10 protein-coding genes are annotated in these 12769 nt (G+C 60.9%); 5 read left to right on the top strand and 5 right to left on the bottom strand.

What is annotated here, in order from left to right; all coding sequences use genetic code 11:
* Nucleotides 1-33: 33 nt before the first annotated feature.
* Nucleotides 34-831 carry a DUF1338 domain-containing protein gene (locus tag G5154_RS07455; protein WP_421250651.1) on the top strand — a complete coding sequence of 266 codons (798 nt, stop codon included), beginning with the start codon at nucleotides 34-36 and terminating at the stop codon, nucleotides 829-831.
* Between the two features lie 97 nt (nucleotides 832-928).
* Here the strand turns inward: G5154_RS07455 and G5154_RS07450 are convergent, their stop codons facing one another.
* Both G5154_RS07450 and G5154_RS07445 read right to left on the bottom strand, forming a co-directional pair.
* The gene (locus G5154_RS07450; RefSeq protein WP_421250650.1) at nucleotides 929-2053 is read right to left on the bottom strand and encodes an anhydro-N-acetylmuramic acid kinase; all 1125 of its coding nucleotides are present in this window, start codon (nucleotides 2051-2053) and stop codon (nucleotides 929-931) included.
* Between the two features lie 137 nt (nucleotides 2054-2190).
* On the bottom strand, nucleotides 2191-3516 hold the full coding sequence (locus tag G5154_RS07445; RefSeq protein WP_421250649.1) for a peptidoglycan DD-metalloendopeptidase family protein: 1326 nt from the start codon (nucleotides 3514-3516) through the stop codon (nucleotides 2191-2193).
* A 109-nt stretch (nucleotides 3517-3625) separates the two neighbouring features.
* Here G5154_RS07445 and tyrS point away from each other — a divergent pair, with 109 nt between their 5' ends.
* Complete coding sequence (gene tyrS / locus G5154_RS07440) at nucleotides 3626-4825, top strand: tyrosine--tRNA ligase (RefSeq protein WP_421250648.1); 1200 nt, start codon at nucleotides 3626-3628, stop codon at nucleotides 4823-4825.
* A gap of 42 nt (nucleotides 4826-4867) precedes the next feature.
* On the opposite strand, the gene G5154_RS07435 is transcribed toward tyrS, so the two are convergent.
* A complete protein-coding gene (locus G5154_RS07435) occupies nucleotides 4868-5803 on the bottom strand; it encodes a LysR family transcriptional regulator (RefSeq protein WP_421250647.1) in 936 nt (311 codons plus the stop codon).
* Nucleotides 5804-5911: 108 nt separating this feature from the next.
* Here G5154_RS07435 and budA point away from each other — a divergent pair, with 108 nt between their 5' ends.
* Together budA and alsS are read left to right on the top strand one after the other, a co-directional pair.
* A complete protein-coding gene (budA, locus tag G5154_RS07430; RefSeq protein WP_005338506.1) occupies nucleotides 5912-6706 on the top strand; it encodes an acetolactate decarboxylase in 795 nt (264 codons plus the stop codon).
* 18 nt (nucleotides 6707-6724) lie between these two features.
* Nucleotides 6725-8395 carry an acetolactate synthase AlsS gene (alsS, locus tag G5154_RS07425; protein WP_421250646.1) on the top strand — a complete coding sequence of 557 codons (1671 nt, stop codon included), beginning with the start codon at nucleotides 6725-6727 and terminating at the stop codon, nucleotides 8393-8395.
* A 114-nt stretch (nucleotides 8396-8509) separates the two neighbouring features.
* Here alsS and G5154_RS07420 read toward each other — a convergent pair whose 3' ends face one another.
* Both G5154_RS07420 and G5154_RS07415 read right to left on the bottom strand, forming a co-directional pair.
* Nucleotides 8510-9922: an MATE family efflux transporter gene (locus tag G5154_RS07420; protein WP_421250645.1), complete on the bottom strand. Its 1413-nt coding sequence runs from the start codon at nucleotides 9920-9922 to the stop codon at nucleotides 8510-8512.
* 73 nt (nucleotides 9923-9995) lie between these two features.
* A complete protein-coding gene (locus G5154_RS07415) occupies nucleotides 9996-10934 on the bottom strand; it encodes a LysR family transcriptional regulator (protein WP_042055187.1) in 939 nt (312 codons plus the stop codon).
* Between the two features lie 499 nt (nucleotides 10935-11433).
* Between G5154_RS07415 and G5154_RS07410 the strand changes: the two genes are divergently transcribed.
* Nucleotides 11434-12726, top strand: coding sequence for an HAAAP family serine/threonine permease (locus tag G5154_RS07410; RefSeq protein ID WP_421222936.1), 1293 nt, complete (start codon nucleotides 11434-11436; stop codon nucleotides 12724-12726).
* Nucleotides 12727-12769 lie beyond the last annotated feature (43 nt).

Genomic DNA, 12769 nt, shown 5'->3' with positions numbered 1-12769 from the left:
CCCGTTTCGTACCCGCAATCAAAGGAAAGATAGATGCAAAAGGATATCGACACTCTGTTCAGCCATCTGTGGGACAACTACATCAAGGTGACTCCGAGTGCCCTCAAGGTGCACACCCTGCTGGGTGGCGGCGAGCCCATCGTCAACGATCACGTGGCGTTTCGTACCTATAACCTGCCAAAGCTGGGGCTGGAGAAGCTGGCCGCCCACTTCCTGGCGCTCGGTTACGAGCAGAAGGGCGAGTACGTCTTCAAGGCCAAGAAGCTCTACGCCAAGCACTTTGAGCACAAAGATCCGGACGCTCCCAAGGTGTTTATCAGTGAGCTGAAGGTCGAAGAACTCTCCGCAGGCGCACAGGCCATTATCCATAAGCTGGCGGATCAGGTGCCCGATCATCTGACCGATACCCCGGCATTTCTCTACACTGGTGCCCCCTGGCAGGTCTCCTATGCCGATTATCAGACTCTGCTGGCGGAGAGTGAGTACGCGGCCTGGATGGCGGCATGGGGCTATCGTGCCAACCACTTCACGGTCAATATCAACAAGTTGAAGGATTTTGACACCATCCATCAGGTCAATGAGGCGCTGAAGGCGGCGGGTTTCGTGCTCAACAGCGTGGGTGGCGAAGTGAAAGGGGACCCGCAGGTGATGCTGGAGCAATCCTCCACTATGGCCGACAAAGCCGAGGTGCCGTTCAGCGATGGGGTACGTACCATCCCGAGCTGCTTCTACGAGTTTGCCCTGCGCTACCCGCAGCCGGATGGCGTGCTCTATCCGGGCTTTGTCGAAGCGTCCGCCGACAAAATTTTTGAGTCCACCAATGCCATGTAACAACGGGTGTTGGCCAGAGTGCCACTGTTCATGATATGACAACAGCCCTATATCGGGGCTGTTGTCATTTGCATATCTGGTGTGTACTGGGGGATATCTAGGGGGCGGGGTAGAGAGCACCCAGCACAGCCGGACGGCTGGCACCGGTGACGGCGGGCAGATTGCCCGGCTTGCGGTGAACAAAGCGCATGGCCAGCCAGGCAAAGGCAGCGCCTTCCACCCAGTCGGGGGCAAGGCCCAGCTCGGCGGTGCTGGCGATGCGCCATGCAGGCAGCAGGCTGGCCAGCTCCTTCAGCAAGGGGGCGTTATGGGCACCGCCGCCGCAGACAAACAGCTCGGCTTTCGGCTGGCTGGCACCGACTGACTCGGGCCGTGCGGGCAGTTGGCGGGCGATGCTGTGGCAGGTGAGCGCCTGCAGGGTGCGCTGCACATCCACGGGGGCGTATGAAGTGCCTGCCAGCTCCCCATCGAGCCAATCGAGGGTAAACATCTCCCGTCCGGTGCTCTTGGGGGCGGGGGCGGCGAAGTAGGGGTGAGCCAGCAGCTTCTCCAGCAGGGCCGGGATTGGCTTGCCACTGGCGGCCCATTTGCCACCGGCGTCATAGCTGCCACCGTGGGGCTGATGGCGGCGATACCAGCCATCGAGCAGGGTGTTGGCCGGGCCGGTATCAAAACCATATACCCCGCCCGGATTGCCCGGCAGCACCGAGATATTGGCGATGCCGCCGAGGTTCAGTACCACTCGCAGGGCGCCGGGTTTGGCAAACAGCGCCTGATGGAAGGCGGGCACCAGCGGCGCCCCCTGACCGCCGAGGGCCATATCCATGGTGCGAAAATCGGCGATAACGTCGATGCCTGTCTGGGCGGCCAGCAGGGCGGCATTGCCGATCTGCATGGTAAAGCCGAGCTGGGGACGGTGGCGGATGGTTTGGCCGTGGCTGCCGATGGCGCGAATATCTTTGGGCTCAAGCTTCGCCTTGGCCAGCAGCGCGTGGGTGGCGGCGGCAAACTCTCGCGCCACCAGATTATCGGCCACCCCCATGCGGTCGATTTCGTTGTCGCCCGGGGTGCAGAGGGCATGCAGCGTGCGGGCGGTCTCTTGCGGCCAGGGGTGACAAAGCGCCGCTTCGACCCGCAGTTCATCCCCGGCGATTATCACCAGCACGGCGTCGATACCATCCATGCTGGTGCCTGACATCAATCCGATATAGCGTTCAGCCATTGGCTCTCCTCACTTGCTGGCGGTTCCCGACACCCATCAGATATGGCGCTAAGGCATGCGTTCACTTCAATCGGGTTGCCAGGAGCGGGCTCAATAAAAGGGGCTGGCAGGGCCTTCACCCTGCCAGCTCTGATGGCTTAGTTGCCGCGACTATCCCGCTTGTTCTGGGCCAGCTGCAGCTCGGGGTTATCGAGCTTGGCCAGTTGTGGCATCGCCAGCTTTTTGAAGTTGGCCAGCTCGCGTCCACTCAGGGTCTCTGCCTGTGGCAGGGTGAGGGTGCGCGGGTTCTTGTGAATGCCGCCCACCACGAATTCGTAGTGCAGGTGCGGGCCGGTGACGCGGCCGGTGCCACCCAGAGTGCCGATGGTCTGGCCCTGCTTCACCCGCTGCCCCTTGTTGACGGTGCGCTTGGAGAGGTGCAGGTACTTGGTCACATAGTTGCCAGCATGCTTGATAAAGATGTAGTTGCCGTTGAACTGGTTGTAACCGGCGGCCACCACGCTGCCTGAGCCCGCCGCCATGATGGGGGTGCCCACCGGCGCCACATAGTCGATGCCGTTGTGGGGGCGGATCTTGCCGGTCACCGGATGGAGGCGGCGCGGGTTGAAGTTGGAGCTGATGTATTTGAAGTTGACCGGCGCGCGCAGGAAGCTCTTGCGCATCGCTTTGCCTTCCGGGGTGTAGTAGTTGCCATCTTCATTGAGCACGGCGCGGTAGGCGGTGCCCTGGTTGACGAACTCCGCCGCCAGAATATCGCCGGAGGCGACCCGCTCGTCGTCGCGGAACTTGTCTTCATAGACCACCCGGAAGCTGTCTCCCGGTTGCAAGTCCTGGGCAAAGTCGATGTCCCAGCCGAAGATGGCGGCCAAGTCCATGATCTGATCTTCGGTCATCCCCGCATCCACCGCTGCGCCCCAGAAGCTGGAGCGGATCTCCCCCTTGCTCACCTGTTCGCGGGTGTCGAGGGCGATCTTGACGTTGCGGGCGACAAAGGTCTCCTCCTTGCGGCTCACCTTGAGCGCCTGCTCCAGACTGTGGGGGTAATAGAGGCTGTGCAGCTCGCCGTTCTCGGTGAGCTTGAAGGTGAGCTCCTGTCCCGGTTGCAGCATCCGCAGGGGATCGCTGCCCTCGAGCTGATCGATCAGGTGCAGATCCGTGGTGCTCAGGCCAATACGCTGGAAGATGACTCCCATGTTGTCGCCACGGCGTACCTTCACCTGCTTGGTGATATAGCGCGGCTTGGGCGGGGTAACGGGCTGGGCGGCCTCGGCCGGCAGCTCGTCGTTCAGCGCGTTATCGTTAGCCGGTTCCCGCAGGGCAATCTCGTTGCCGTTTTCATCGACCCGTGTTGCCACTGCCTGTTCGCTTGGCCAGGCAGCCAGCATCATGATCATGATGCTCAAGATCAGCACCATCTTGCGGTGCCAGTGGGGGAGTGCGTTGAAGGCGTGCCAAATAACCATGAGAAGCAGATGAAGTCGGGCAGAATGGACGGATTTTACAGCCTTTCCAATTGGCCCGCCATTCCAGTAATATGTTTGGCCCTGTGGAATCGTGATGGAGAGTCAAAAAATGTCCCAGCTCGAGGTGGCGCTAGCCGAGATCAAGCGCGGAGCGGAAGAAATTCTGGTTGAAGAAGAACTTGTCGCCAAGTTGAAGGAAGGGCGCCCGCTGCGCATCAAGTTGGGCATGGACCCGACCGCCCCCGACATTCACCTGGGTCATACCGTGATCCTCAACAAGCTGAAGACCTTCCAGGATCTGGGCCATGAAGTGATCCTGCTGATCGGTGACTTCACTGCCATGGTGGGTGACCCCTCCGGCAAGAACGCCACCCGTCCGCCGCTCTCCGAAGAGGCCATCAAGCACAACGCCCTCACCTATGCCGAGCAGGCGTTCAAGATCCTCGACCCCGCCAAGACCCGCATCGAGTACAACTCGACCTGGCTGAGCGAGCTGGGTGCGACCGGCATGATCAAGCTGGCGGCCAAGCAGACCGTTGCCCGCATGATGGAGCGCGACGACTTCAAAAAACGCTACACCGGCGGCCAATCCATCGCGATTCACGAATTCCTCTATCCGCTGCTGCAAGGCTATGACTCGGTCGCGCTGAAGGCGGACGTTGAGCTCGGCGGTACCGACCAGAAGTTCAACCTGCTGATGGGCCGCGAGCTGCAAAAAGATGCCGGCATGGCGACCCAGTGCGTGCTGATGATGCCGCTGCTGGTGGGTCTGGACGGCGTCAAGAAGATGTCCAAGTCCGCAGGCAACTACATCGGCGTCCACGACGCTCCGGGCGAGATGTTCGGCAAGATCATGTCCATCACCGACGATCTGATGTGGAACTACTACGAGCTGCTCTCCTTCCGTCCGCTGGCTGAAATCGAAGAGTTCAAGGCAGGTATCGCTGCCGGTACTCTCAATCCGCGCGACGTGAAGATCTGGCTGGCCAAAGAGATCATCGCCCGTTATCACGACGAAGCGGCGGCCGAAGCGGCTCACGAAGATTTCACCCAGCGTTTCTCCAAGAACGCCATTCCGGACGAAATGCCGGAAATGGAGCTGGCACTGGAAGGCGAAGGTCTGGCCATCGCCAACCTGCTCAAAGAGGCGGATCTGGTGGCCACCACCTCCGAAGCGCTGCGGATGATCAAGCAGGGCGCGGTCAAGGTGGATGGCGAGAAGCTGGAAGATGGCAAGGCACTCATCGGTGCCGGTACCGCCGTCTATCAGGTCGGCAAGCGCAAGTTTGCCCGGGTGACTGTCAAATAAGCAGTACCGTCAAATAAGCCGTCGCATCAGGCAAGCTGGCCATCAAACCGGTTCAAGCTTGTTCAACAGGGCCTCCTTCGGGAGGCCTTGTCGTATCTGGGCGGCACGGATCTGGGCGATAAAGTGCCGCAGCACGGCACTGCTTGGATGCGGCCGTGTCGCCAGACTGATGCTGGTCATCATGCCGTTGCCCTCAATGGGGTGATAACTGACCCCGAGCGGGCGCAGCGCCGCCACCGAGCTGGGCACCAGAGTCACGCCAAAGCCCGCCTGCACCATGCCGACGGTGGAGATCACCTGCGGACATTCGGGCCCCAGTATCGGCTCGAAGCCCGCCTCCCGACAGAGGCCCACGATGCCGTCATAGAGCCCGGGCCCGATGGCGTGGGGAAACAGAATAAAACTCTCGTCTTTCAGGCTGACCAGTGGCAAGGGGCCCGGCTTGGCCTTGGGATGGCTGGTCGGCAGGGCGATCAGCAGCGGCTCCTGCTCGATAAGGTGATGGGCAAAGCCCTCGCTACCGCGGCAGGGCAGCCGCAAGATGGCGGCATCCAGCCGATCGTTGCGCAGCGCCTCCACCAGTGCCGGCATGGTGCCCTCCTGCGGGCTGAGGGCTACCTCGGGGTAGCGCTCCCGATAGTCGTGCAGCAGGGTCAGCACTGCAGGGTGGAGCACGGTGGAACCGGCAAAGCCGATCCGCAGCGCCCCCTGCTCGCCCCGGGCAATCCGCTTTACCTTCAGTTTTGCCGCATCGGCCAGCGCCAGGATCTGCGCCGCATCCCGATAGAGGCTCTCGCCCGCCTCGGTCAGCTCGACACTGCGGGTCAAACGGCGCAGTAGCGGGGTGCCCAGGGTCTCCTCCAGCTTGCGGATCTGCTGGCTCAGGGGCGGCTGGGCCATGTTGAGTGATTCGGCTGCACGGGTGAAATTCTGCTTTTCAACAACGGCCATGAAGTAGCGGAGCGTACGAAGTTCCATATCGATTGAGTCTCAAAGTCATGGGATCAGCGTATTGGTGTTGAAATGTGAACCAAGTCACCATTGGATCCGAACGCTAACAGGATTCACGGTGGAGGTGAAACCCGAATGGAACATATTGCAACATCTGACAGTGCCGGGTGCAGCTGTGCCCTCGAAGTGAGCCAGCAGTTTTCCCGCTGGCGCAGGCAGCATGACGGTGGCGAGATCTACCAGAGCTCCCTGATGAGCGCCCTGCTGGCGGGGGTCTACGAAGGGGAGACCACCATGAGCGAGCTGCTGCGCCACGGCGACTTTGGCCTCGGCACCTTCAATCACCTCGATGGTGAGTTGATCGCCTTCGAGCGGCAGATCCACCAGTTGCGCTCCGATGGCTCGGCCCGTCCCGCCCGCGCCGATCAGAAGACCCCCTTTGCGGTGATGACCCATTTTCGCCCCTGTCTGGAGCGTCGCTTCGATCACCCCCTGAGCCGTGACGAGATCCACCAGTGGGTGGATCGGCTGGTGGGCTCCGACAACGTCTTCGTCGCCCTGCGCCTCGACGGCCAGTTTGAAACGGCCAAGGTCCGTACCGTGCCGCGTCAAGAGCCCCCTTATCGCCCCATGCTGGAAGCCATCGAACAGCAACCGCTGTTCCGCTTTGCCGCGGTGGCGGGAACCCTGGTGGGCTTTCGCTGCCCGCCGTTCGTGCAGGGGGTCAATGTGGCGGGCTTTCACGAGCACATGATCACCGCCGATCGCAAGGGGGGCGGCCATCTGCTCGACTACACCATGGCCCACGGCACCCTGCGACTTTCAGTGGTGCGTCACCTCAATCTGGCCCTGCCATCGGATCCCGCTTTCCGGCAGGCCGACCTCAACCCCGCCGATCTCGATCGCGCCATTCAGGCCGCCGAAGGCTGATAGACAAGGATCAATATCATGGAAAACAGACAGTGGAAGTGCGGTGCCGAGCTGGTGGTTCGTCATCTGGAGGCGCAAGGGGTCAAGCAGGTGTTCGGTATTCCGGGGGCCAAGATTGACCGGGTGTTCGATGCGCTGGAGGACTCCCCCATCGAGACCATAGTGGTGCGCCACGAGGCGAACGCTGCCTTTATGGCGGCCGCCGTGGGGCGTCTCACCGGCAAGGCGGGGGTGGCTCTGGTCACCTCGGGCCCCGGCTGCTCCAACCTCATTACCGGGCTGGCGACGGCCACCTCGGAGGGGGACCCCATGGTGGCGCTGGGCGGTGCGGTGCGCCGTGCCGATGGTCTCAAGCTCACTCATCAGAGCATGGATACGGTCAACCTCTGCCGTCCGGTCACCAAGTTCAGTGCCCAGGTCAACAGCGGGGCGGCGATTTCGGAAGTGATGGCCAACGCCTTTCGCGCCGCCGAGCTGGGACGGCCGGGGGCGGCGTTTGTCAGCCTGCCGATGGACATCATCAACAAGCCGGTACAGGGCAATGTGCTGGTGCCCCGCGAAGTGCCGGAGCCGGGCTGCGCCGATGAGCAGAATATGGAGCAGGCATTGACCCTGCTGCGCAACGCCCAGAATCCGGTGGTGCTGCTCGGCCTGATGGCGAGCCGGCCGGAAAATGCCGAGGCAGTGCGCGCCTTCCTCGACAAGGCGCGGCTGCCGGTGACCGGTACCTATCAGGCTGCCGGGGTGGTGGACAGCTGCCACTTCGATGACTTTGCCGGGCGGGTGGGGCTGTTTAACAACCAGCCGGGGGATCAGCTGCTGGCAGGGGCCGATCTGGTGATCTGCATCGGCTACAGCCCCATCGAGTACGACCCCGTGCTGTGGAATGGCGACCGGGAGCGGCGCATCCTCCATATCGACGTGCTGCCTGCCGATATCGACAGCAGCTACTGCCCGACCGCCGAGCTGGTGGGGTCGATCCGCGCCAACCTGTTGCAGCTGACCCGCATCATGGGCAATCCGAAAATCCGTCCCCCCGAGGTGGATCGGTTGCTGCAAGGGGTTCGCCAGCAGCGGCTGCGACTGGCAATGCGGGCCGACGATCTGCACGGCAATCCGGTTCACCCCTTGCATATCGTGCGCGAGCTGCAGGATCTGGTGCGCGATGACATGACCCTTTGCGTCGACATGGGCAGCTTCCATATCTGGATTGCCCGCTACCTCTACAGCTTCCGCGCTCGTCAGGTGTTGATCTCCAACGGTCAGCAGACCATGGGGGTGGCACTGCCGTGGGCCATCGGTGCGGCGCTGGTGCGGCCGGGTGAGAAGGTGATCTCGGTATCGGGGGATGGCAGCTTTATGCAGTCGAGCATGGAGCTGGAGACGGCGGTGCGGCTCAAGAGCAATATCGTTCACATCATCTGGGTCGATAACGGCTACAACATGGTCGCGATGCAGGAGCAGCAGAAGTATTGCCGCACCTCCGGCGTCTCTTTTGGCCCCATTGACTTCAAACGCTATGCCGAATCGTTCGGGGCGGCCGGGTTTGCGGTGCGCTCGGCCGACGAGCTGCGCGCCACCCTGCGGGCCGCACTGGCGGTGGAGGGGCCTGCTGTGGTGGCGATCCCTGTGGATTACTCCGACAACCCGGGGCTGATGGCCCAGCTCAGGCCAGAAGTATTGGCATAGTGTGGGCAGCAGTGCTGGCCTGGCTTGTTGTGTCAGCGCAAGCAGACCCGCCCATATAGCAAAAACCGGCATCAATGGATGCCGGTTTTTTATTGTTTTGCGGGATTGGTGGCCTTAACGGGCCAGCTGTACGGCGGCGCGTGCGCGGGCCGGTTGTGGGCGCTGTTTGGCTTTTGGTGCGCAGGCTATCTTCAGGCGCAGCCACTCGCGCCACAGCAGCCAGCAGAGCGGCAGGGTGAGCAGCAGCACGGTCGCGGGCTGGGCCATCAGCACCCCATCACGCCCCCACAGTTGCGGCAGCAGTAAGATGAGCGGCAGCAGCAACACGGTTTTGGCGATGGAGATGACCAGCGCCTGACGGGTGCGCGCCATGGATTGCAGCAGCACGATGCCGAACATGATGATCCCCTCCAGCGGAATGGCACCGAGGTTGAGGGTCAGGCTGCTGATGGCAGCGGCCAGCAGTTCGGGATCCTTGTCGCCGGTATAGAGCATGGCGACCTGTCCCGGCAGCAGCTGGATGGTGAGCCACACCAGCATGCCGTAGATAAAGGTGAACTTGAGCCCCATCTCAATCAGGTACTTAAGGTTGCGATGGCGCTTGGCCCCCGCCGCCTTGCTGATAAGCGGCTGAATGCCGAAGGCGAGCCCCTGCAGAATGACGATAAAGACCGCTTCGGTGTAACCGGCCACGGTAAAGCCCGCCAGATCCTTCACATTGCCGTACACCATCAGCTGGCTGTTGTGCAGCATCAACAGCAGCCCGAGGTTGAACTGGGCAATCAGGCTTGGCAGACCAGTAAAGAGCAGGTGCGGCATGGCGGGGAGGTTGGGCACCAGATCCCGCCAGCTGAGGCGCAGCCGCGCCCAGGGGGTAAAGAAGTAGCCAAGGCCGATCAGGCTCACCGCACCCTCTGCCATCAGGGTGGCTTGCGCGGTACCGATCAGTCCCAGTCCCAGCAGACCCACCATGATGTAGTTGAGGATGATATTGAGCACGGCGCCGCTGCTCACCAGCACCATGGCCAGTTTCGGGCGACCATCGTTGCGCAGCAGATAGGGGACCGCCAGATTGCTGGCCAGCAGCAGGGTACCGCTGCCAATCCAGGTGAGGTAGTCGCTCGCCTGTTTCCAGGTCTCGGTGCCCTGTTCAATCCCCAGTCCCAGCAGGATATCGGTGTGGGTGTAATAGAGCAGCATCGGCGCAACTACCCCGAGACCGGCCAGCAGCCAGAGGGCGTTGACCAGCGCCTGACGGGCCAGCTTGTCGTTTTTCGCCCCTTGCTGGAAGGAGATTGCGGTGGCCGCCCCCATGCTGATCATGGCGGCCAGGCCGATCAGCACCATGATGACCGGATAGACCAGGTTGATCCCGGCGAGGCCAGCGGCGCCGACATAGTGGCCGACGAAGATGCCGTCGATGAGGTAGTAGGCCCCCGAGACCAGCATGGCAAGAATGGAGGGGAGGGCGTAAGCCCAGAAGCGACGGGTCATGGCCCGTTGCCGCAGTGTTAAATAGGCAGACATATCTGTTCTCTCGGGGAGTTCGATTATCGAACAGCTAGTCTAGATTAATACTTATTTGGTGATAATCAGGGTTTCACTTGATGAATTGCTGAGTATTACTCACTAATCCGGGGTTTTGGTAGTGCGCCTTGAGCATGTCGATCAGGATACGCAGCCCGCTGCCCAGTTGATGCCGACTGGGATAGAAGAGGTAGAAGCCGGCAAAGGTGGGGCACCAGGGCTCCAGCACGGTGAGCAGTTTCCCCTCCGCGACCTTCTGGCTCACCTCCTCTTCCAGACAGTAGGCGAGCCCCAGCCCAGCTTCGGCCGCACCGAGATAGAGGGCCGGGGTGCTGGTGGTGAGCGGCCCGGTCACTTCGATCTCCAGCATGGTGCCATCGGCGGCAAAGGCCCAGCGATAGTGATGGTGCGGGGTGAGGCGATAGCCGATGCAGGCGTGGCGGCTCAGCTCGCTCGGGTGCTCCGGTGTACCGTGCTCCGCCAGATAGGCCGGGGAGCCCACCACCAGATAACGCTGGGGCGGGCCGAGGGGGATGCCGATCATCTCCTTGGGCAGCAGATCGCCATAAAAGAGCGCGGCATCGTAACCATCTTCAATCAGCCGGGGCATCAGCTCCTGCTCCACCACCTCCACCTGCATCCGCGGATAGCGGGCCAGATAGTCGATCAGCACAGGTGCCAGCAGGCTGTCGATGGCGCCGCGCGGAGCGCAGAGCTTGAGTCGCCCTACCGGCTCGTCGCTGTTGCGGGCCAGCTCGCAAAGCGCCTCTTCCAGGGTATTGAGGGTGGGGAGCAGCTGCTTGAGCAGCCGCTGGCCCGCTTCGGTCGGCACCACGGCCCGGGTACTGCGGTTGAGCAGCCGCACCCCCAGACGGGCTTCCAGCCCCTTCAGACTGTGGCTGAGGGCGGAGGCGGAGACCCCGAGTTCGAGGGCGGCCTTGCTGAAACTGCGGTGACGAGCAACGGCGGCAAATACCGCCAGTTCGGCGAGATCGGTACGAGTAATGGTCATCATCAATCAACAAAAAGGCGTGAGTCACAAGGGTACGCCAAGGCCGTGCTGCACACAATCCGCACTAAATAGGTGAGTTGTTGCAAAGTTGTATCATCCTGTAGCCCATTGATTCCAGTGAAACTAAATTGAATTGTTAAAAAAAACTCACAATAAGGCGTTGTTAGTGTGATCTTGGTCGTCCGAAAGGCGACTGGAATCAAACTTTGGTTGATTAATTCAAAAAAACGCTGTGATTAATAGGGGTATTTAATTAAAGTCAGCCCATCAAAAGTGGTGCACGTTAATCGGTTGTTAAGTGAGACGGGCGCCGACCCTCAGGGTCAAAATCTCGCACTGTTGTTTGTTGCAATCTTGTTGTCACAAGGAGTGATGGCCTGGTTGCCGGAGGGCGAGAGGTTAATATCAAGGACGGACAGAAGGCGTTCCAGGGAGATGGAACCGGGCCAAGGCCCGAATGAACAAGAATCCCATTTTTCCTTGATGACAGGAACAACGTATGTCTGACATGAATATTGCAGCTGATGGTCGTTTAGCCAGCAACTCTTCCCGCGGCATCAACAAAGCCGATGTGGTCTGGATGCTGGGTCTGTACGGTACCGCGATCGGTGCCGGTGTGCTCTTCCTGCCAATCAACGCCGGTGTAGGTGGCCTGTGGCCGCTGGTTGCCATGTTGATCCTGGCGCTGCCGCTGACTTTCTTTGCTCACCGTGGTCTGACCCGCTTCGTGCTGTCCGGCTCTACCCGTGATGGCGACATCACTGAAGTAGTAGAAGAGCACTTCGGCAAGACCGCAGGCAAATTCATCACCCTGCTCTACTTCTTTGCCATCTACCCGATCGTACTGATGTATTCAGTCGCCATCACCAACACCGTCGAGAGCGTGATTGTTCACCAGCTGGGCATGTCTGCACCTCCCCGTGCCGTTCTGTCACTGGCTCTGATCCTCGGTCTGATGGCGGTTGTTCGTCTGGGCGGCCAGGTTATCGTCAAAGCGATGAGCGTGCTGGTATTCCCGTTCGTGCTTACCCTGATGGGTCTGGCGTTCTACCTGATCCCGCACTGGAACGGTGCCATCATCACTGAAGCTCCGGCCCTGTCCGACGCCTTCAACGGTGACTTCATCAAGACCCTGTGGCTGGCTATCCCGGTAATGGTGTTCTCCTTCAACCACTCCCCGATCATCTCCTCCTTCGCGGTGGACAACAAAGGTCGTTACGGTGAAGGTGCCGAGAAGAAGTGCAGCAACATCCTGCTGGGCGCCCACGTCATGATGGTGATGACCGTTATGTTCTTCGTATTCAGCTGCGTACTGAGCCTCTCCCCGGCTGACCTGGCTGCAGCCAAAGAACAGAACATCTCCATCCTGTCCTACCTGGCCAACCACTTCGATAACCCGGTTATCGGTACTGTGGCTCCGCTGATCGCCATGGTTGCCATCAGCAAATCCTTCCTGGGTCACTACCTGGGTGCGCAAGAGGGCATGAACGGTCTGATGGCCAAGGCGCTGCGCGAGAAGGGCAAGAACGTTGACACCAAGCAACTGAACAAAGTCACTGCCGTGTTCATGATCCTGACCACCTGGGCCATCGCTACCATCAACCCGAGCATTCTCGGCATGATTGAAGACCTGGGCGGCCCGATCATCGCAATGCTGCTGTTCCTGATGCCGATGTACGCCATCACCAAGGTTCCGGCCATGCGCAAATACGCTGGCAACATCAGCAACGGCTTCGTGACCATCATCGGCCTGATCGCCATGTCCGGTATCATCTACAAGCTGATTGCCTGATAACGCCGGTTACCAAGTTGAATGAAGAAGCCGCCTCGCAAGA

The sequence above is a fragment of the Aeromonas sp. 600527 genome (assembly GCF_049175415.1).
GTDB lineage: Bacteria > Pseudomonadota > Gammaproteobacteria > Enterobacterales > Aeromonadaceae > Aeromonas > Aeromonas veronii_A.
Note: the sequence above shows the minus strand (reverse complement) of the source record. Positions and strands in the feature narration are given on the sequence as shown.